This window comes from Halomicronema sp. CCY15110 (genome assembly GCF_016888165.1).
Lineage (GTDB): Bacteria > Cyanobacteriota > Cyanobacteriia > Phormidesmidales > Phormidesmidaceae > Halomicronema.
The window spans coordinates 37,772-57,528 of sequence record NZ_JACSWC010000431.1 but is presented as its reverse complement, the minus strand read 5'-3'; the positions used below and the strand labels follow the sequence as shown (position 1 = coordinate 57,528).

Annotated in this window: 19 protein-coding genes and 1 pseudogene; 8 read left to right on the top strand and 12 right to left on the bottom strand. The window is 53.3% G+C overall.

Annotated features, from left to right (window positions below):
• The first annotated feature begins 342 nt into the window (after nt 1-342).
• The 3 genes from JUK32_RS24700 (at nt 343) to kaiC (ending at nt 3,867) form a co-directional block, all read left to right on the top strand.
• A complete protein-coding gene (locus JUK32_RS24700) occupies nt 343-1,068 on the top strand; it encodes a lysozyme (RefSeq protein WP_204141532.1) in 726 nt (241 codons plus the stop codon).
• A gap of 755 nt (nt 1,069-1,823) precedes the next feature.
• A complete protein-coding gene (gene kaiB / locus JUK32_RS24695) occupies nt 1,824-2,138 on the top strand; it encodes a circadian clock protein KaiB (protein ID WP_204141531.1) in 315 nt (104 codons plus the stop codon).
• 175 nt (nt 2,139-2,313) lie between these two features.
• The gene (gene kaiC, locus JUK32_RS24690; protein ID WP_204141530.1) at nt 2,314-3,867 is read left to right on the top strand and encodes a circadian clock protein KaiC; all 1,554 of its coding nucleotides are present in this window, start codon (nt 2,314-2,316) and stop codon (nt 3,865-3,867) included.
• A gap of 267 nt (nt 3,868-4,134) precedes the next feature.
• On the opposite strand, the gene JUK32_RS24685 is transcribed toward kaiC, so the two are convergent.
• Nucleotides 4,135-4,728 (bottom strand): 5-formyltetrahydrofolate cyclo-ligase, encoded by a 594-nt coding sequence (locus JUK32_RS24685; protein WP_204141529.1) that lies wholly within the window; start codon nt 4,726-4,728, stop codon nt 4,135-4,137.
• 610 nt (nt 4,729-5,338) lie between these two features.
• Between JUK32_RS24685 and JUK32_RS24680 the strand changes: the two genes are divergently transcribed.
• Complete coding sequence (locus JUK32_RS24680; RefSeq protein WP_239113044.1) at nt 5,339-6,091, top strand: GntR family transcriptional regulator; 753 nt, start codon at nt 5,339-5,341, stop codon at nt 6,089-6,091.
• Nucleotides 6,092-6,225: 134 nt separating this feature from the next.
• Here the strand turns inward: JUK32_RS24680 and JUK32_RS24675 are convergent, their stop codons facing one another.
• From JUK32_RS24675 to JUK32_RS24635, 9 genes are all read right to left on the bottom strand, one after another.
• Complete coding sequence (locus tag JUK32_RS24675) at nt 6,226-6,435, bottom strand: hypothetical protein (RefSeq protein ID WP_204141528.1); 210 nt, start codon at nt 6,433-6,435, stop codon at nt 6,226-6,228.
• Between the two features lie 92 nt (nt 6,436-6,527).
• Entirely contained in the window at nt 6,528-7,010 is a 483-nt protein-coding gene (locus JUK32_RS24670; RefSeq protein ID WP_204141527.1) for a DUF2752 domain-containing protein, read from the bottom strand.
• 258 nt (nt 7,011-7,268) lie between these two features.
• Nucleotides 7,269-7,532 carry a TM2 domain-containing protein gene (locus JUK32_RS24665; RefSeq protein WP_204141542.1) on the bottom strand — a complete coding sequence of 88 codons (264 nt, stop codon included), beginning with the start codon at nt 7,530-7,532 and terminating at the stop codon, nt 7,269-7,271.
• Between the two features lie 135 nt (nt 7,533-7,667).
• Entirely contained in the window at nt 7,668-8,750 is a 1,083-nt protein-coding gene (trpD, locus tag JUK32_RS24660) for an anthranilate phosphoribosyltransferase (RefSeq protein WP_375541607.1), read from the bottom strand.
• Nucleotides 8,751-8,856: 106 nt separating this feature from the next.
• Nucleotides 8,857-9,150, bottom strand: coding sequence for a YggT family protein (locus tag JUK32_RS24655; protein ID WP_375541605.1), 294 nt, complete (start codon nt 9,148-9,150; stop codon nt 8,857-8,859).
• 326 nt (nt 9,151-9,476) lie between these two features.
• Nucleotides 9,477-9,863, bottom strand: a complete 387-nt coding sequence (locus JUK32_RS24650; RefSeq protein ID WP_204141526.1) for a helix-turn-helix domain-containing protein — start codon at nt 9,861-9,863, stop codon at nt 9,477-9,479.
• 238 nt (nt 9,864-10,101) lie between these two features.
• Nucleotides 10,102-10,542 (bottom strand): hypothetical protein, encoded by a 441-nt coding sequence (locus JUK32_RS24645; protein WP_204141525.1) that lies wholly within the window; start codon nt 10,540-10,542, stop codon nt 10,102-10,104.
• Nucleotides 10,535-11,680, bottom strand: coding sequence for an ABC transporter permease (locus tag JUK32_RS24640; RefSeq protein ID WP_204141524.1), 1,146 nt, complete (start codon nt 11,678-11,680; stop codon nt 10,535-10,537). The genes JUK32_RS24645 and JUK32_RS24640 overlap by 8 nt, the downstream gene beginning before the upstream one ends.
• An 18-nt stretch (nt 11,681-11,698) precedes the next feature.
• Nucleotides 11,699-12,547, bottom strand: coding sequence for an Npun_R2479 family HD domain-containing metalloprotein (locus tag JUK32_RS24635; protein WP_204141523.1), 849 nt, complete (start codon nt 12,545-12,547; stop codon nt 11,699-11,701).
• 485 nt (nt 12,548-13,032) lie between these two features.
• Here JUK32_RS24635 and nadA point away from each other — a divergent pair, with 485 nt between their 5' ends.
• On the top strand, nt 13,033-13,998 hold the full coding sequence (nadA, locus tag JUK32_RS24630; protein ID WP_204141522.1) for a quinolinate synthase NadA: 966 nt from the start codon (nt 13,033-13,035) through the stop codon (nt 13,996-13,998).
• A 347-nt stretch (nt 13,999-14,345) separates the two neighbouring features.
• Here the strand turns inward: nadA and JUK32_RS24625 are convergent, their stop codons facing one another.
• Nucleotides 14,346-14,546, bottom strand: a complete 201-nt coding sequence (locus JUK32_RS24625) for a hypothetical protein (protein WP_239113050.1) — start codon at nt 14,544-14,546, stop codon at nt 14,346-14,348.
• Nucleotides 14,547-14,822: 276 nt separating this feature from the next.
• Here JUK32_RS24625 and JUK32_RS24620 point away from each other — a divergent pair, with 276 nt between their 5' ends.
• Both JUK32_RS24620 and hisA read left to right on the top strand, forming a co-directional pair.
• The gene (locus JUK32_RS24620; protein WP_375541606.1) at nt 14,823-16,268 is read left to right on the top strand and encodes a RecQ family ATP-dependent DNA helicase; all 1,446 of its coding nucleotides are present in this window, start codon (nt 14,823-14,825) and stop codon (nt 16,266-16,268) included.
• Nucleotides 16,269-16,349: 81 nt separating this feature from the next.
• Nucleotides 16,350-17,120, top strand: coding sequence for a 1-(5-phosphoribosyl)-5-[(5-phosphoribosylamino)methylideneamino]imidazole-4-carboxamide isomerase (gene hisA, locus JUK32_RS24615; RefSeq protein WP_204141521.1), 771 nt, complete (start codon nt 16,350-16,352; stop codon nt 17,118-17,120).
• Nucleotides 17,121-17,560: 440 nt separating this feature from the next.
• On the opposite strand, the gene JUK32_RS24610 is transcribed toward hisA, so the two are convergent.
• Nucleotides 17,561-17,953 (bottom strand): hypothetical protein, encoded by a 393-nt coding sequence (locus tag JUK32_RS24610; protein WP_204141520.1) that lies wholly within the window; start codon nt 17,951-17,953, stop codon nt 17,561-17,563.
• Nucleotides 17,954-18,618: 665 nt separating this feature from the next.
• On the opposite strand from JUK32_RS24610, the pseudogene rpoD reads away from it, so the two are divergent.
• Nucleotides 18,619-19,746: pseudogene (gene rpoD / locus JUK32_RS24605) on the top strand (RNA polymerase sigma factor RpoD); the annotation flags it as partial.
• Between the last annotated feature and the right edge of the window lie 11 nt (nt 19,747-19,757).

Below are 19,757 nucleotides of genomic sequence, written 5' to 3'. Positions count from 1 at the left end.
GCTTCGTCTTGTTCAGCAATCCGTTGCCAGAGTTCCCACAGCGCCTCTGGAGCTAGTCCCAGCATTCGCTTGCCCTGAAGAGGGCGGGTTTGCATCAGGTATAGAAGCTGGTTGAAGAAGCTCTGTTTCATCGTAATAACGGTTAATCCGGCTTAGCTCATTCTCTCTCGATTGTTATTTCTGAAGATGTCTAAAGAGTGGGCCATGGGTGGGTGAATTTACGCTGAGCTGTACTAGACTGAGGCAGCGACAACATGAGGCCAAATTATTAGCAATATTTGCTTTTAGTTGGGGTCTCGATTCCGACTAGATTTTTGGCTGTGCATTTCAGGAAACATCCCCATGGGCACCTGGATTAAAGAAACAAATCAAGCGATCTACTTAATGGAGGGCGGGTATTGGGTTTCCCGATTAACGAAGCATCCCTCAAAGTCGAATCCTGATGAGCAAGTCCTGAACATCCAGGCAGTGCGCTCCTGGTTTATGCGAGAAGATTATCCTCGAGCGATGACAGTCGCCCTCGAATCGACAGAGGAACCGCAGCCAACACCAACCCCGCCACCGTCGACCGCAGCTTCGGAAACTGACCAGATCTCGGGAACTGACCAGATCAATGACGCCGGGCTGGAAATCATCAAGCATTTTGAAGGCCGGAGGCTGCAAGCCTATCAGGATTCTGTCGGCATCTGGACGATTGGGTACGGCCATACTTCGGCGGCAGGAGATCCACAGGTGCGGGCCGGTATGGTCATCTCTGAACAAGAGGCGGAAGACATTCTCAAACAGGATTTGGAACTGTTTGAAGCGGGGGTGCGCGATCGCGTGAACGTTGCCCTCAATAGCGATCAATTTTCGGCGCTGGTGTCCTTTAGCTTCAACGTTGGTCTGGGGGCTTTTGGCAATTCGACATTACTGCGTAAACTCAATGCTGGCGATTACCCAGGGGCGGCTAATGAGTTTACACGCTGGGTAAAAGCCGGTGGGACCACGTTGCCTGGCTTAGTGCGCCGTCGCGATGCCGAGAAAGCATTATTTTTGAGCCAAAACTATAAACAGTTCATTCACTAGGGCGCGTCATCAATTACTTTCAGAGGTCTGGTGGGATCATCATGACCGCGCCCGCACTCCTGAAATAAACTAGGGTCTGCCATCATTTAGTTATCAAATCCCGGCCGCAAGAGAACACTGCCCTGAGCCCATGACATGCGTACGGGCTCGATCATGCTGGCCTCCAGAGTTTTTTTGCACTGACTTGTAACGCCCCCTTGAGGCATGATTGTCTAAAATATTCGGAGTGAGTTGGGCGTTCACCCAGGGGTGCCGATGCCCTGCTGCCGGTGGCGATCGCACCCAGACATCGTCGATCACGCGGCCCATGCTCCTGGTTACCTGATGCCAGGGCGAATGGGCGCTATGTCCCGCTGAGAATTACGGCTGCCATACCGTGTCTGACTCGCCGCAAGCTACACAGTCGCCATCGGTCACACTCCCCAGCAGGCATCTTTCATCAGCGCCACTGGCGATCGCCTTGGGCCATCCATATTGCCCAACAATTCTAAAAAAAGTAGCCCAGATCAGTTACCTTTTAAGGTGCCTTGATAGTTTGGGGAAAATCGATAAACGTTTGATCAGCCCCACAATTAAGGCGTTTGATCTAGAGTTCGCAAGGTGACTGCGGTGGATTTCATGAGAGACTGCCCCGCTCTCCTCAGCAGTCTATAACCAATCCCCATGGGCAGCCCCCTGAGCGACTGAGGCTGGTCATCTGGCATATTTTGCCGTCAGTGCTTAAACCTGTTCCCTTAACTTTGGTTAATAAATCAATGCCTTCCGCCAAGAAAACCTACGTCCTCAAGTTGTATGTTGCCGGCAACACGCCGAACTCAGTACGAGCACTGAAGACACTCAATCAAATTTTGGAACAAGAATTCCAAGGCGTTTATGCCCTCAAAGTGATTGATGTGCTGAAAAATCCGCAGCTCGCCGAAGAAGACAAGATTCTCGCGACGCCCACCTTGGCCAAGATTCTGCCCCCGCCAGTCCGTAAGATCATTGGCGACTTGTCCGATCGCGAGCGGGTGTTGATTGGGCTCGATCTACTGTACGAAGAACTCCGCGAGGATGATCTCTACAACTAGGGAGATAACGGCTCTGTCCCCTCCCTTTTTACCCCTGTCCAGGCCATCCAAACCACAGCCTAGCGACTGATCCATGGCGGTTTTCAATATCCCGCGATCGCGATAGGCTTATGGCTTGAGTGTGACTTTCAATAACTCTTTGCCAGTTAATAATTAAGGCTGTTTTATAAACTCCATGAGTCAACCTCCCGACATTGATATCTACTCAATTACGCGCTCTAACAGTATTGCTAAAATTCGCACCCTAATTGAAGGGTTTGACGATATTAGTCACGGCGGTTTGCCTGTAGGCCGGACTACCTTGGTCAGCGGCACCTCAGGGACGGGGAAGACCCTGATGGCCGTTCAGTTTTTATATTTGGGCATCGTACATTTTGACGAGCCTGGAGTATTTGTCACCTTTGAAGAATCGCCCGCCGATATTGTCAAGAACGCCCTGAGCTTTGGCTGGGACCTGCAAAAGCTGATCGACGATGGCAAGCTCTTCATCCTCGATGCGTCTCCTGACCCTGAAGGCCAAGACGTAGTCGGCAACTTTGACTTGTCAGCCCTGATTGAGCGCATCCAATACGCCATTCGCAAATATAAGGCGCAGCGAGTATCCATTGACTCAGTCACAGCGATCTTTCAGCAGTACGATGCGGCCTCAGTCGTACGGCGAGAAATCTTTCGACTATCGGCGCGTCTTAAGTCAATGGGCGTCACGAGCGTGATGACGACAGAGCGGATCGATGAATATGGCCCAGTCGCCCGTTATGGGGTAGAAGAATTTGTATCGGATAACGTGATCATTTTCCGCAACGTCCTGGAAGGCGAGCGGCGGCGACGCACCCTGGAGATTTTGAAGCTGCGGGGCACCACCCACATGAAGGGAGAATATCCCTTCACGATTATCGATAACGGGATCAATATCTTTCCGCTGGGGGCGATGCGCCTCACCCAGAAATCGTCCAATGTGCGGGTATCGTCGGGCGTCAAGATCTTGGACGAAATGTGTGGCGGCGGCTTTTTCCGCGATTCCATCATTTTGGCGACGGGAGCCACCGGCACGGGCAAGACGCTCTTGGTCAGCAAGTTTTTAGAAAACGGCTGTGCCAATGGCGAAAAAGTTATTCTGTTTGCCTATGAAGAGTCTCGCGCTCAGTTGCTGCGCAACGCTACATCTTGGGGCATCGATTTTGAAGACCTGGAGCAGCAGGGACTACTGAAAATTCTCTGCGCCTACCCCGAATCGGCAGGTCTGGAAGATCACCTGCAAATTATCAAAGCGCAAATTTCCCAATTTAAGCCGTCACGGATTGCGATCGATTCCCTCTCCGCATTGGATCGGGGTGTCAGCAACAGCTCTTTCCGGCAGTTTGTGATTGGGGTAACGGGTTACGCTAAGCAAGAAGAAATTACCGGCTTTTTTACCAACACCACCGAGCAGTTCATGGGGCTGCACTCCATTACGGAGTCCCACATTTCCACCATTACCGACACCATTTTGATGTTGCAGTATGTGGAAGTTCGCGGGGAGATGTCGCGAGCCCTCAACGTCTTCAAAATGCGGGGTTCTTGGCACGATAAGGGCATTCGCGAGTATCAGATTACGGATAGTGGCCCTGACATCAAAGATTCCTTCCGCAACCTAGAGCGCGTTATCAGCGGTTCGCCAACGCGCATTACGGTAGATGAGAAAAGCGAACTCTCACGCATTGTGCAGGGTGTGCAAGACGACGAAATTTAGTCTGTCTGTTTCATCCCTCGCCCTCAATGCTTCGCCGATTAGGCGGCTGTCACGGCTTGGCAGTATCGCATCGACATGACGGGAGAAATTAGTTTGCTACGACTGACTGAATGACAAAGTGCCACATTCAAACGCAAAACCATTGTGATACAGGGCTCAGGCGGTGCATGAGCAACGAACCTAACGACGGCTTGCTCTTGGGTGCAGCCATCACCGTCAACGAGTCGAAGCATTAGGAGGCGATCGCTCGACTCCACGCCGCTTGGGTCAATCCCTCAAAAAGAGGCCCGACTCGGTGCAAATGCCTTGCATAGGGCGATCCCAGACATCACGGGGAAGCTTGGGCAGCCGAGCGTATTCAAAGACAATGCCCACCGTTGGTTTCCGTCGCCATTGGGGTTTGGTCAACAGGCGATCGTAATAGCCGCCGCCGTAGCCCAGACGATAGCCTGTGACATCGCAAGCCACCGCTGGCACCAAAATCAAATCCACCATATCGGGGTGAATTTCGGGGGCCATCCCAACGGGTTCGGTAATGCCGTATTTGCCAGTCTGCAAGGATTGCGGCCCAAGCCACTGGTGCCACACCATTTGTTTGCCCACGCAGCGGGGTAATCCCCAATAACGCCGATGGTCCATCAGCGGGCTGAGATCGGGCTCATTGCGAAAGCTGCAATAGGCGAGAATGCAGCGAGCCGTTTGAAAGGTGGGCCAGGTTTGCAGATGGGCGCAGAGGCGATCGCTCTTTTGTCGCCATTGTTGGGGAGGAATGGCCTGTCGAGCTTTGAGCAATCGACGGCGCAGATCAGCTTTTTCAGTGGCGCGATCGCTGGGCAAGGATGACTGAGCAGGTAAGGACATCAGAGACTCGGTGAGTAGACCTTCGCTTGAGCAAAAGAGTTGCTAGAAAGTCTAAACGGGAATGGGCGCAACAGCACGACAAATTTGGGTGAATCGTCCCGGCCAGGGCCACACCCTGGCGGCTGGCTGGGCCTCCTGATTTGGGACGGCGGCTGGCGATTGGGGGCCAGTGGTCTGAGGGCATCCCGATTGCGCAATTGCCGGTTGTCGCCCTCATCTCCTACGTTGTTCGCTCCCAACTACACCCAGTTCTGCCAACCTCAAACTGCCATATTGCCCCCTGTGTTGCCTCATTCTAGAGACATGCCGAAGTGCCAAGGTTCCCCGGATGAGGACATTTCGGGGGCGATCGGGCCGTCAATGACTGCTCATGCTACTGGGCTGTTCTTGATCGCCACTGAGAGAGCGGTGGGAGAGAGGGTACAATCGAGCGGTCGAACTTAAGTGACAGGGTGGGCGGGAATTGTCCGGCCTACACGATCTGGACGTGAAGGCAGAAATCTGCTCTGTCCAGCGGAGCTTCAGCAGCCCCAGCCATTCCCCCCCGACCGACCCATCACTCACTTAGTCCCTATTTTTCCGATAAGATGCCAGCAGAGGTCAACAGGTGATGACAAGTTCCATGGTGCCGAGTCGGCTAGAAGCGGATAACCAACCTTTGCATGTGGCAATTTCTGAGCAACTCAAAGCAAAGATTGAGGCAGGCAAATATGAACCGGGTGAACGCTTACCTAGCGAATTTGATTTAGGGGAAGCGTTTGGGGTAAGTCGGACGACGGTGCGAAGAGCGATCGCCAACCTCATCCAACAAGGGCTCGTGACGACTCAGCAAGGGAAGGGCATTTTTGTCACTGAGCGGCACAAAATCACGTTCTCCATGTCCAATCCACTGATGTCGTTTGATGCCGCGCTGAAGCAGCAAGGCTATCAAGGACGGGTGCATTCACTCCGGTTTCAGCGCATCAAAGCCAGTCCAGAAATCAGTCATCGTTTACAGCTTTCCACCCGTAGCGCCGAGGTGTACTGGCAAGAAAAGATCATCTACGCAGATGAGTCACCCATTGCGTTAGACATTGCCTACTATCCAGAAGCCATTGGCAAAACCCTGTCAGCGCAGCTACAGACAGGATTTACCTACAGCACGCTGCTAGCCAATGGCATCGACCTCAATGCGGCCAAGGTCACCTTAGAGAGCATTCCGGCCACCTACGAACTGAGCGAACATTTGACAGTGCCCTTGGGAATGCCGCTACTGGTCTTTAACTACGTGGCCTATCAAGGTAATCATCAACCGACGGTTTGTGGCAAAACCTTGACCCGCTCTGACTGGACTTGCTACACCGCCGAAATCAACACTGACTAAAGGCAAGCAGGACTGTCACATCGCCAAGGGCAGTGACAGCGGGGATCACGGCTGAAATGAGCCGGGATAAATCGCTTGACTCCTGCAGACTGTGGGATTGGAGGCATTGCCTGACACGGCCATTCCAGCTAGCGTCATCCGCGCCGATGACCGCTGATCGCCCGCCGATCGAGTGCTGAAGGATTGCTTGATGGGTCATTAGTGGGAGCATGAGAGCGATCGCGCCAATACCAAATCACATAGGCCAGAGCCGCCGTCTGTAGCGGCAGCAGCAGTACAAACGGCTTTGCCAACAGTGGCACCTCTACCTGGCTCAGCGTCCCCAAGCAGGCCGCGCTCGTCAAGATAATTCCTAACTTTACGGGCAAATTGAATCTCGGCATCAAGGGTTTCCGATTTACAGTTACGGTCAAGCAGAAGGAGCAACGGAGCGTGATTACAGGGCCACGGCCCCCGCGACCAACTGCTGCCAGACGACGGCATCATCTAACCCCCAAGGCAGAGCGGGCACAGTGTACCGAATCCATAGGCGCACGCCATAGTACGTCACGTATAGACCCAAAAGGATGACGGCGGCCCGCGATTGCCATAGCCCTTCATACCACTGGACGAGGGAGCGCCGAGTAATGAGTTCAAAGCTAGTGGCGAGCGTCAGCGCCGTAGCCAACACCACAAAGACTGGGCCAAACAGGTGGTAACTGAGCGATCGCGGCCAATCCCCCGCCATCAGCGCCAGCACCGATCGCGTTAGCCCACAACTCGGAGCCGGAAACCCAAACGCCCACTGAAATAGACAAGGCGGAAACGGAAACCGCAGCCCCCAATGACTCACCCCCACCGCGATCGCTAAGGGACTCGCGAAGGTCGTCAGTGTCACGATGCGCCAAAAGGGCGATCGTAACTGGGGTAATGCAATCACCTCCAATGGCATGCTCCAGCCCTGTCGTGGAGGTGTCGAGGAACCAAAGCGTGAGCGCAGCTTCATATCAGCATTCGTATCAGCATTCGATTAGTTAGAGCGATAGCTAGGTGGGAGAGGGTTTGAAAAGTTCTCTAGCCCAGGTTTTGTACCTAAGGCAGCTCAAAACATTAAGGATGCAAGAACCGATTCAGCCCAATCCCAAGGGGTTTAGGTCATCTTTGTTGTTAAGCAAAGCAATCCCTTTAAAGCATCCTCTTAGAACCAACCTTTTTTGTTCTGTACATATGTCGCATCAAACTCTTCATCGGTTTTGGTGAGGTAAATAATGCCCTCAATCAACCCGATAATACCCATTACTGCTCCTCCAAAGCCGCAGGTCAGCACCGTGACTAGCAGCATCACAAGCCCCTCGGTAGTGTAGCCCAACACAAATTTATGGATGCCGAGTGCCCCTAAAAGAATACCTAAGACGCCCGCAATGATTTTTTTATCGCTTTTGTTGCCGTCAGGATTGGTCATGCCTATCGCCTCAAAGTTCAGAATGTATGGCCCTGAGCCTAAATACTCGCGGATTTTCACTAACTCAGTGCCGATATTCAAAACTCTTAAAATTTTTGCGCCGTCCCGACGGAATACTAGCTTGATCAGTAAGTTTTAATGCTTCTTCAGGAAGGTCACTAAGGCTTCAACTTTCTCCCAAGCGGCCCCACTTTGCAGCAGCGATCGCGCCTGCTCAATGCCGTTCTCAATTTCCGCCTCAAAGCTATCGCCCTGGGTGCGTCCCGCCACCTTCAGCGCCAGGGCGGCGTTCAAGCACACGACATCTTGCTGAGCCTGGGTGCCCTTGCCCTGCAACAAGTCCCGCATGATAGCGGCATTTTCGTCTAACTCGCCGCCTCGCAAGGCAGATTTATCTGCGGACATCAATCCAAAGTCGCGCGGATTCAGCACCTTCTCCGTCACCGTGCCATTTTCGAGCAGCGCCAGCTCGGTGCTGTCACCTAGTCCCGCCTCATCTAAACCTTCACGACCGTGCAGCACAATCGCCAGCGGCACTTCCAACTGGTTCAACGCTTCCGCCATCGGCGTGATGACAGACGGGTCAAACACGCCGATCACCTGCCCCGTCGTGCGCAGCGGATTCACCAATGGGCCGAGTAGGTTAAACACCGTACGCACTTTCAACGTACTGCGCAGCGGGCCGACCGCTTTCATCGCCGGATGCCATCCTCGGGCAAACAAAAAGGTAATGCCCACTTCTTTCAGAGCGGCCTTGGCTTTTTCGGGAGGGGCGCTCAGGTCGATACCTAGGGCTTCCAGCACATCTGCTGACCCCACCTTGCTCGATGCTGAACGGTTGCCATGCTTAGCGACAGCCACCCCGGCCGCCGCCGCCACAAAGGCTACCGTGGTGGAAATATTGAACGTGTGAGAGCCATCGCCCCCCGTGCCGCAGGTATCAATGCGGGGCGTGGGCAAATCGGCATCGGCGGACTCACCGCCTAACGATTGGGCCTGCAACACCCGCGCCATCCCCGCGAGTTCCGCTGCGGATACCCCTTTGGCCTGAATCGCCGCCAAAAAAGCACCAGACAGCACCGGGGGAATCTCCTCTTGCAACCAACCCCGCATCAGGGCTTCGGCCTGCGGGGGCGTCAACGATTGCTGGTCGATGATCTGCTGCAACAGAGCTGACCAGTCGTAGGTGGGGGTATCCGCGATCGCAGTAGTCACAATATTTAGCCGTCAGTAAACAATAAAAATGACTGGCCAGACAACAGGATCTGACCAGTTATGGTGAGGCGGAGGCGGGGGCGGCAGCCTCAAATGCTGCAAGCGCCGCTTAAAAAGTGGAATATGCCATCGTCGCTGCGACTTGACTGACCCCACCTCGAACCACTTGCAGCACTAAAAAGCCCAAGATGGGGGAAAAATCAATCCCGCCCAACGGGGGAATCAGTGACCGGAACAAGTTGAGGTAAGGATCCGTTAACTGACTCAGGGTCGCAAATGGCTGACTCATCCAGTCCACATTGGGGAACCAACTCAGCAAAATGCGAATAATCAGCAATACAAAATATATGTTCAAGAATGTTGAAAATGCCTGAGCAAACATTCCGACAAATGAAGATCCCATTTATCTAATCGACTCCTTGTAGATAGCAGGCTTCTTTTACTGGTCTCTAGTGTACTTGATGCCTGCCGATTGTATGTGGTGTAAATATCCTCACCAGGGCCAGCGGGCCTAGCGACATCCCAATAGTTATCCGCTTAACAGCGATTGAGGCCGGATACCTGTCTGCGATCGCACCACAGACCGAACATAATTACGATGCCCTGTGAGGTCTGGCGGACGAGTGCGCCCCTACAGGTCTGAAATCTGGCGATCAGGGACCGGCAGCGCGACCGAATTGTATTCATCAAGGGAGCAGCCGCGTCACTATCCTGCCTAAAGCCTCCCGCCTACACCGAGACTGATTTCGAGCCCACCAAAGCATCGGGATCCATCGGGCAGTCGCAAGACTCTTGCTCCAGCCATTGTTCGCCCAATTGCTTCAGCGACATCATCAAAGGTTGAATTTCCAACCCTTTGGCCGTGAGCGAATACTCGACCCGAGGGGGCACCTCAGGAAACACCTTGCGATCGACGAGCCCATAACTTTCGAGTTCTCGCAGGCGGGCCGTCAGAGTTTTGGTGCTAATGCCCGGCAGAGCGTCTAAAAATTCGTGGGTGCGGCGACTGCCTGAAAAGAGTTCCCGCAAAATGAGAATTGCCCATTTGCTGCCCACAATTCCCAACACAAACTGAATGGGACAACGAATCTCTTTGCACTGGGTTTGGTATTCCATAGTTCTTAAGGGGGAGACCAGGGTGAGTACAGCCATCAAGTACAACATTAGCGACCATCATGGCCGCAGCGGGCCAGAAACATTCAAGACATCACAGTTCTTTTTATTTTTCAATGGCGCAAATATGGCGCAAATGTTAAGCCCAGTAAACTCAGGGGAATCTGCGGACAATTTTTCAGCTCCCCTAGCCCCAAGCAATTGAGGCGATTATTAGAAGAGCCGATCGCCGCTCAAAATATTAAGCCGCTGGTTCGTTTAGCGATCGCCAATGCCAAGCCTTCGGTGCTTTTAGCGAACCTTCTACTGCCAAAAGTTGCCATTGTTCGTCCGCTAAAGACTCCTGCAAAATGACTGAAAATGGCACCTGAGCTTGGGTTAGGGGCGATCGCTGCGGGTAGCGCAATTTGTACCGATACGTGCCCGTCACTTCATACGCCAGTTCATCAGCCACCTGCACCTGGCGCACCCGACTGACCTGCACACGGTTCACCGACAGTTGCGGCAATGACCCACCATCAGCGGATAACTGTCGCCACAAATCGACTTGTTCTTGCTGGGCTTGCCGCGTCACTGCCGCCGTCACCACATGATGCGGAATCGCCGCTTTCCAATGGCCGCATCCCGTCAGACCAAAGAGTAAGACTGCTATCGTCAGCAGCAGCTGTAAGCGCTTAATCATACGTCTGCAAACTCCTGGGGTCTAACGCATCGCGCAGACCATCGCCCAGCAAATTGAACGACAGCACCGTCAACACAATCAAAATCGCGGGCGGCCAGATCAACCAGGGATTCAGTACCAAAATTGACGCATTACTCGCTAAAGACAACATATTGCCCCACGACGGATCGGGTTGCTGAATGCCCAAGCCGATCAGGCTCAGCACCGCCTCAGCCACAATAAAGCTGGGCACCGCCAAGGTCGCCGAAATGATGACGTAAGTGGCCGTCTGTGGCAGGATATGGCGCACAATGATGTAAATCGATTGACCGCCCATTGCCTGTGAGGCCGTGACAAAGGTCTGCGATTTCAAAGACAGCACTTGACCGCGAACGACCCGCGCCAGTCCCGTCCAGCGGACAAAAGACGTAATCAGAATAATCAGCAAAAAGCGCTGGGTGCTGGATAACGTCGCTGGCAACACCGCCGCCAACGCCACTAACAAGAAAATGTCGGGAATCGTCATAATGACTTCCACCAGGCGCATTAAGACGGCATCAATCCAGCCGCCAAAATATCCAGCAATGCCCCCGACCAACATCCCCAGCGGAAAGGTCAACGCAATACCAATCAGGCCAATGCTGAGACTAATGCGACCACCGTGAATTAAACGACTCAATTGGTCGCGGGCCTGCTCATCCGTCCCTAAAATATGCCACCGACCGGAACCTACCGTACCGAACAGATGGATGTTGCCCGGAATACCGGGAAAGAGCTCAACCTCTTGGAAACCCGGCTCCGATAAGGAAAACTGCGTCGGCAGAGGCAACATGACGCGCAACCACCGATATTCGTCGCCTTGGACAAATAACCGAATGGGGCTAGGCTGCGCAAAATCCACAAACACCTCGCGATCGCCCGTCTCGATCGACACGGGGCCTTGGGTGGTGGGATACACATGCGGCCCGATGAACCCACCCGTCGTCTGGTTGCGCCAGAACACCTCCGTCGGCGGCAGCAGCGAAGCACTCGGTGCCGAGAAGTAAGGATCGTAAGGCGCGGTGAACTCTGCCAAGAACACGGTGAGATAAAACACCAGCAGGATGAGGGCTCCCACCTGCGCCAGAGAATTCTTCCGAAGCTTTTGCCACCAGGTCATGCCGGCCTCAAAGATGAACTAGGTTGGAACAACGCTTTTTTCGTTCTCAACCATAAACACATTTGAGTATAGATTGGCAATGATTTGTTTGCCTTCCTGGGTGAGCGACAAATACCGCAAGCCATCTTGAATGTAAGGATGCACCACATTCCAGTAGAACTTGGGATAGTTGTGCTTCAGGTCGTCGGGATGGCGATAGTTCAGATATTTGTTTTGGCCGGTTTCTTCAAACTCATAGAACAGTGCCCCAATTTTCTTCAGATAGCGGGGATCGCTCAGCTGCCCAATCAGGTCAGCAGCTCTAACTAATCCCGGAAAATATCGGGTGTCTTGATGATCTTCTTCCTTGGGCACCGGAAATCGAGTCAGTTCAACGTTGCGCTTGATGATGCCGGCATCAATGAGCCGATTTTTGCCAAAGCGTTCTTCGATAAAGAGCTTGCCGCGATCGACGTGGTAAGGAGTCAGCGACGCATCCGATGCCCCCGGGCTGAGTTCCACCATTTCTTCGCCGTTACCCGTGGCGTAAAGATGTTCGCGATCGCGATCCATCCGGCACACGCCCTTGACATAACCAATGTCGTGGCACACCAGCGAAATGATGAAATGTAACCAATCTTCAGTGCCCACCCCACCTTCGCGAATTTGCTTGCCCCGGAGAATCTCTTGGCCCACTAGAGTAACCAAGATCGTATGTTCTACGTTGTGGTACAGGGCATCGCTATTGGCAATATTCTCTAAAGCCATGCTGCCCGCCCAGGCAATGATGTCTTCGTAGTCGGGATTCAAGCCGCCGTAAGTACGGTGATATCCGGCGCGCAGCTTTTCGACGAAATCAGAGATGAGAATCTCAGTTGCATTAAACATGCCGATGCCTACCTAAACGTTCCAAAACCATTGACCGCTCTCGTTTCAGGAACCCTTTCGACAAGATGCTAACGAGTATAGCGATAGTCTTTGTACTGTCACCTATCTTTCCAAAGAATTTGGAAGGATGGGTGAGTAAGTCCCCGGCAAAGGGGGGGGATCAGCCCGCTCTTGCCACTGTCCCGTTGGCCCAGAAAACCTGATGGGCGATCGCCAAGGTTCACACTAAGCTATCTCAGCAGGAAAGCGCTGGAATGTGTGTGATTTCGGTCAAGCGGTTATCTCACTTCAGCATACCCAGACCACTGGCGTCGCCAACGGCCACTGATGTATGGGGACTGATGAATAATCGCTGATGGATTGATCGGGCACTCTTGCCCCCGATGATCGACCCTTCAGAAACCCCGTCAACCAGTCATTTTTGGTAGAAATAACTATAATAGAAATCCTCTCGATTAGCCCTTTTTTACTAAAAAGCACTGTCTATGTTTACGACTGCTCCACCGAAGTCAGCTACTGCTAACACGCCGTTAGATCTCTTTGCCGCCATTGCTGAACTCAAGCAAGCGTTAAACGCTGTCATCTTGGCGCATTACTACCAGGAGCCCGATATTCAGGACATTGCGGACTATATTGGCGATTCCCTCGGGTTGTCGCGCCAGGCCGCCGCCACGGATGCTGAGGTGATCGTGTTTGCTGGCGTTCACTTTATGGCAGAAACGGCCAAAATTCTGAACCCGGACAAGCTGGTTTTGCTGCCCGATCTCAATGCGGGGTGTTCGCTGGCTGACACCTGCCCGCCCGACCAGTTCGCCGCGTTTAAGGCGCAGCATCCTGACCACATTGTGGTGTCTTACATCAATTGTTCGGCAGAAATCAAAGCCATGAGCGACATTATTTGCACGAGCTCTAACGCGGTCAGCCTGATTGAACAGATTCCCGAAGAACAGCCCATCATCTTTGCGCCCGACAAAAATTTAGGTCGTTACGTTATGCAGCAAACGGGGCGTGATTTGGTGTTGTGGCAGGGCAGCTGCATGGTACATGAAACCTTTTCCGAAAAGAAGTTGGTGCAGCTCAAAATCACTCACCCCGACGCCGAAATCATTGCCCACCCGGAATGTGAGGAACCGGTACTGCACCATGCTGACTTCATCGGTTCGACAACGGCCCTGCTGAACTATGTGCAGCGGAGCGATCGCACCCAATTCATTGTCGTGACGGAACCGGGGATCATTCACCAGATGGAGAAACTGGTGCCGACTAAGCAGTTCATTCCGGCCCCCGCCACTGGCAACTGCGCCTGCAACGAATGTCCACACATGCGGCTCAACACCTTGGAGAAACTATATCTGGCTATGAAACATCGTCAGCCGGAAATCACTATGCCAGAAGCCACTCGCGTTGCCGCTCTCAAACCGATTCAGGCCATGTTGCGGATGAGTGCGTAGCCATAGTGGATGCGGGGAGGCGTAAGGGCGTTGTTGGATAAGTTGCGGATTACGGGCCGGGAATTTATTGTGCGCGTTCCTTTTCACTTGTGGGCAAGGCCATGACTGGAGAGGACATCTCAATTGGCTGCGTCTATCCCAATTGGCGAACACTACACCTGATGGCAACGCGGGATCAATTTGCCCATTGCTGATGTCTGGGTTTGTTGACAATGGCTGCGATCGCGTCAGGCAAGCATTGGGTGCGGCAGCAAGGAAGCGCGCGTCAAATCTTCCGGGGTCTGGAGCGCCAGCGTCTTTACTCACGGTGGCAGTTTCATAATGCCGCGATTTTTCAGGCGGTCGAGTCAGTCCACAACTTTAATGCGGCCATTCTGCACCGCATCAAACAGACGGTTGATCTGACGTAACTCTTCCTCATCAACACTACCGTCGGCGAGTACCAGTTGCGAGAGGCTTTGATACTGCTGTTGGGTAATTTTTCTAGCCGAAAATAGCTGCTCGACCAGCTTGGTTAAAGCACAAGTGTCTTCAAATGCCCCTGACACGATCGCCTCCTGGGATTGCCTTCTATTTGCCAGTCGTCACGCCAAAGTCGTGTCTTCCCAGACACTTCATCCTTGAGTGGCATCAACCATTAAGTCCTCTCAATTTAATACGAATATCTCTCTTGCACGCCAAACGCTTCACTTGCGTTAGCATCTGCGGACTTTTTGGGGTGGGCACTAGCGCCGATCTCCCTTCCATCTATACAGGTTTGGCAGGGGCGCTTGGCTAGCCCTGATTTAGGGCAACCTGGGAGCGGTGCATTGGCAGGAAAATTGGTGACGGAATCGTCGGTATCCGCTTTAGTGATCGCTCAAATCCGCCTCCAAGAAATCTGGGGCTATCCAGCGTTTCGACCGCCGCAAGATACAGTGATTCAAGCCTTGCTACAGCATCAAGATGCGCTCATCATTTTGCCGACGGGGGGCGGCAAGTCCCTTTGTTTTCAACTGCCCGCGCTATTGCAAACAGGGCTGACGCTGGTGGTGTCGCCCCTGGTGGCGCTCATGGAAAATCAAGTGCAGGAATTGCGCGATCGCCACCTGCCCGCCGCCACCCTCCACAGCGAGCTGCCTAAACGGGAAAAATTTCGGGTGCTCAAGGCGCTAGAGCACCAACGGTTACGCCTCCTGTATCTTTCCCCCGAAACGTTACTGGGTTCGGCGGTGTGGGAGCAGTTAACCCGGGCCGACCTGCAAATTAACGGTCTTGTTTTGGACGAAGCCCACTGTTTGGCCCAATGGGGCGAGACCTTTCGGCCCGCTTATCGACGGTTGGGGGTAGTCCGCCAAGCCTTGGAACAGAGCAAGCCTGGGCACCCCAAAATTCCTATTGCGGCGTTTACGGCCACGGCTGATCCCCAGGTGCAGGCGATTATCGGCGCTACGTTGAGGTTGCGATCGCCCCAGATCGTCCGGTTGAGTCCCTATCGCCACAATTTGCACCTCGCCGTGCGCACCGTTTACACGCCCCGTGGCCGCCAACAACAGCTGCTCAAGTTTGTGCAGCAGCAGCGGCACCAAACGGGACTGGTGTACGTACGCACCCGGCGCGATAGTGAGGCATTGGCCCACTGGCTCAGGCAGCAGGGACATCAAGCGTTGGATTACCATGCCGGACTGGGCGCGAGCGAGCGCCGCCACCGTGAGCAGGCCTGGATGAGCAACCAAGTCCGCATTGTGGTGGCGACGAATGCCTTTGGCATGGGTGTGAATAAACCCGATCTGCGGTGGGTCGTGCATTATCATGTGCCGACCTTGCTGACAGAGTATGTACAGGAAATTGGGCGTGCGGGCCGGGATGGCCAACCCGCCCAAGCCTTGTCACTGGTGAGTGAACGAACGGGATTACTGGATCCTACTGACCAGCAGCGATCGCAGTTCTTCCGCCAACAAACTCAGCAATTGCAAACTAAAGCAGTACAACTCAGCCACAAAATCCCGCCCGCCGGTAGCCTGACTGACGTGCAAAAGGAATATAAAGAAGGCGCGATCGCTTTGTCTTATCTGCACAGCCAAGGCCAACTGCAATGGACCGATCCGTTTCACTACCGACTGTTGCCCACACCATCGGCTGCGCCCTGCGTCAATGCCACGGCTGATCACGTAATTCGAAAACTGTTACATGGCAACGGCTGTCGTTGGCGCACCATCATCCAACAGTTTGGATTTCGCCACGCGCGCCCCGACTGGCGCTGTGGACACTGTGACAATTGCCAGCGATAATTTGCGCTTTAGCTCGTCCTAGTGACAGCAGCGGTGAAGGCAACCGATACAATAGAGAGCCTGTTGACAGTAATTGCTCCTATGGAAGTTATTCCCGCTATTGATTTGCTCGAAGGCCGCTGTGTTCGTCTGTATCAGGGCGACTACAACCAATCCGAAGTGTTTGGTGAAAATCCCGTTGAGGTAGCGCAGCGCTGGGCTGATGAAGGGGCAACCCGACTGCATCTCGTGGACTTGGATGGAGCCAAGGCGGGCAAACCGGAAAATCTGCAAGCGATCGCGGCGATCGCGGCAGCCCTCAATATTCCCATTGAAGTTGGCGGGGGCTTACGCGATCGCGATCGCGTCGCCGCCCTGTTTGACCTCGGCGTGCAGTACGCGATTCTCGGCACCGCAGCGGTGGAAAATCCTGAGTTAGTCAGCACCTTGAGTCACGAATTTCCCGGACAAATCATCGTGGGAATCGATGCCCGCGATGGCAAAGTCGCCACCCGTGGCTGGCTCGAAACGTCAGCGCTAGACGCGATCGCCCTCGCCCAAGATATGGCTCAACGCGGCGCAGCGGCAGTAATTTACACCGACATCAATCGCGATGGCACCCTTCAAGGTCCCAATCTTGAGGCGTTGCGGGCGATCGCTGAAGCCACCTCCATTCCCATCATTGCGTCCGGCGGCATGAGTTCCGTGGCCGATCTGTTGAGCCTCTTAAAACTAGAGCGCCTCGGTGTCAACGGCGTCATCATCGGCAAAGCGCTTTACACCGGCGACATTGTGCTCAAAGAAGCACTACGAGCGATCGGCCCCGGTCGTTGGCAAGATGTGCCCACAGATCTCGGCTCTTCCTTCGCTTAGGCCGCATCATCCGATCAATCCAGACACCTTAGACCACCCAAACGTCACCGCTCACTCGGCTGAAGGCTGCATCGACCCATCCAATCTCCCAAACTTCATTCCACGCTAGGGCGCATCATCAATTGGGTCCAAAAATCTTTGAAAGCATACATTACCGCGCCCGCACTCACTGCACCAGCTAAGGGCTGTCAACCGCTGGCTGCAACAACTTCGCCGCTAAATAATGGCAGCCCTTGGCATGCCAGCATGTTGCTCGCGAGCGAAATCTACGACGCCGCTAGTCGCCCATAGTTTCGTGCCGTCACATACGATGGCACAAGGGTCTTCATCCCCTTGCCCGCAGGTGCCAACAACGACAATCCCACCATCACAATTTCCTCAAAATAAAAGGCCAGCAAAGTTGCTGACCTTCCCCATCTCAGACATTCAGCCCGTATGGCCTAGCCATTACCCGGTTGTGACTTAAGCGTTTCCAATTCGGCGCGTAGGGTCGATAATTCTTGGGTCAGCGCCTCTAAATCAGTTTGCACGGACGCATCCGCAACCGGGTGAGCGTCGGCATCCACCGTCGCCTCGGAGGCCGGCGTCGGCGCGAATGGATTGGGCATTTGCCCCATCTGACTCATCACAGAATCCACCACAGCCCGAGCTTCCCGCTCAGCGTCAGTCCCTTTCGCTTCCAATTCTTGGGTCAGTACTTCAAAATCGGAAATGTTGCCAAACTTCTCTTGAGAAGCCTGCGGGTCTCGCAACGCATCGACCAAAGAGGCCGTTGCCCCCAAGGTGACACGGACGCCTTTTTGAATCGTCGCAGCCAGCGTCTCTGAATTCATAAGGAACCCTTGAACCTCCATATGCCGTCATTCCAGTCACGCTAGATTCTAGCGTGGAGTGGCCTTGCTGTATGACAGATAGACCACCGTTGCCTCTCAGATGGCCAACCAGAGTGGCCGCCACAGTTAACCAGAACCACCCCAACCAGCGCCCTTAATCCTGTCAGATCATGATTTTTGATGCATAGACATTTTACTTATAAGTTCTTGATAATCATCAGGATTCATCTTCAAAACTATTAACAAGTGCGTTTAACCCTACGAGAATAAGACTTATAGGGAGGCAGCAAAATTCGCTATCCATCCATAATTAGTACAAAAAACCTACTAAAAATGTGTTTTTTAGGTGAATTCTGTCGGATTTATACGGAACAGGAGTGGTAGTCAACTTGTTTGTGCAGCTACAATTGTGTGAGGCAGGTCACAAACTTAGATTCAGAAAGGTCTAATGAGCCTGCTGTACACGAAAAGGTTTTTGTTCAGCTTTAATTTATTGCAGTCTGTCTTTTGCGTTTAGAGACACGTTCTCGCCTCATTTCAGTATGGCGGTTAGAGATCTTGCTCATTTAACAACATTTGGCCCTGAGGCCATCACAAAAACAGGGTGTTAAGCTAAACGAGCCTTTGATTGGAAAGCATCACGCACGAAGGAGCACGAGGAACGCGGCATGACTCAAGCGAAAGAATTGCTCGGAGCAATCAAGCCCCAAAACGAGTTGGAGCTTTTAATCGATGGCGATAGTAGCTCATCAAAATTTGATAATTCTGACGATGCTGGCGCAGCCAAAGCTCCCGCAAAAGCGGCAAAGAGCAAGACAACTCGCCGCAGCCAAACCAAAAAGAAGCACTACACAGAAGATTCTATTCGCCTCTATTTGCAAGAAATTGGCCGCATTCGCCTCTTGCGGGCCGAAGAGGAAATCGAACTCGCTCGTAAGATTGCTGACTTATTAGAGCTGGAACGCATTCGCGATGAGCTGATGGACGGCCTCGGTCATGAGCCCACTGACGCGGAATGGGCGGAAGCCGTTGACATGGCTCTGCCAGCTTTCCAAAAGCGCTTGCATTTGGGTCGCCGCGCCAAAGACAAAATGGTGCAGTCAAACCTGCGATTAGTGGTCTCCATTGCGAAGAAGTATATGAACCGGGGCTTGTCTTTCCAAGACCTGATTCAGGAAGGTAGCTTGGGTCTCATCCGGGCAGCTGAAAAGTTTGACCATGAGAAGGGCTATAAGTTTTCGACCTACGCAACCTGGTGGATTCGTCAGGCCATTACCCGGGCGATCGCGGATCAGTCCCGCACCATTCGCCTGCCTGTTCACCTCTACGAAACCATCTCTCGCATCAAAAAGACGACCAAGCTGCTATCTCAAGAGTTAGGCCGTAAGCCGACTGAAGAAGAGATTGCTACCAGCATGGAGATGACCATCGAGAAGTTGCGCTTCATCGCTAAGTCCGCTCAACTGCCGATCTCGCTAGAAACTCCTATCGGGAAGGAAGAAGATTCTCGCCTGGGCGACTTTATCGAGTCGGATGGTGAGACCCCTGAAGATGAGGTTTCTAAGAGCTTGCTTCGTGAAGACTTGGAAGGTGTTTTGGGCACTTTGAGTCCGCGTGAACGTGATGTGCTGCGATTACGCTATGGCTTGGATGATGGCCGCATGAAGACGCTGGAAGAAATTGGCCAGACCTTCAACGTGACCCGCGAACGGATTCGCCAAATTGAGGCTAAAGCCCTGCGTAAGCTGCGTCACCCCAATCGCAACAGTGTGCTGAAAGAGTACATCCGCTAACAGCGATCGCG

Coding starts and splice junctions, on each gene's coding strand:
- JUK32_RS24700 (WP_204141532.1), top strand. CDS start 343: ATGGGCACCTGGATTAAAGAAACAAATCAAGCGATCTACTTAATGGAG.
- kaiB (WP_204141531.1), top strand. CDS start 1,824: ATGCCTTCCGCCAAGAAAACCTACGTCCTCAAGTTGTATGTTGCCGGC.
- kaiC (WP_204141530.1), top strand. CDS start 2,314: ATGAGTCAACCTCCCGACATTGATATCTACTCAATTACGCGCTCTAAC.
- JUK32_RS24685 (WP_204141529.1), bottom strand. CDS start 4,728: ATGTCCTTACCTGCTCAGTCATCCTTGCCCAGCGATCGCGCCACTGAA.
- JUK32_RS24680 (WP_239113044.1), top strand. CDS start 5,339: ATGACAAGTTCCATGGTGCCGAGTCGGCTAGAAGCGGATAACCAACCT.
- JUK32_RS24665 (WP_204141542.1), bottom strand. CDS start 7,532: ATGACCAATCCTGACGGCAACAAAAGCGATAAAAAAATCATTGCGGGC.
- JUK32_RS24655 (WP_375541605.1), bottom strand. CDS start 9,150: ATGGGATCTTCATTTGTCGGAATGTTTGCTCAGGCATTTTCAACATTC.
- JUK32_RS24650 (WP_204141526.1), bottom strand. CDS start 9,863: ATGGAATACCAAACCCAGTGCAAAGAGATTCGTTGTCCCATTCAGTTT.
- JUK32_RS24645 (WP_204141525.1), bottom strand. CDS start 10,542: ATGATTAAGCGCTTACAGCTGCTGCTGACGATAGCAGTCTTACTCTTT.
- JUK32_RS24640 (WP_204141524.1), bottom strand. CDS start 11,680: ATGACCTGGTGGCAAAAGCTTCGGAAGAATTCTCTGGCGCAGGTGGGA.
- JUK32_RS24635 (WP_204141523.1), bottom strand. CDS start 12,547: ATGTTTAATGCAACTGAGATTCTCATCTCTGATTTCGTCGAAAAGCTG.
- nadA (WP_204141522.1), top strand. CDS start 13,033: ATGTTTACGACTGCTCCACCGAAGTCAGCTACTGCTAACACGCCGTTA.
- hisA (WP_204141521.1), top strand. CDS start 16,350: ATGGAAGTTATTCCCGCTATTGATTTGCTCGAAGGCCGCTGTGTTCGT.
- JUK32_RS24610 (WP_204141520.1), bottom strand. CDS start 17,953: ATGAATTCAGAGACGCTGGCTGCGACGATTCAAAAAGGCGTCCGTGTC.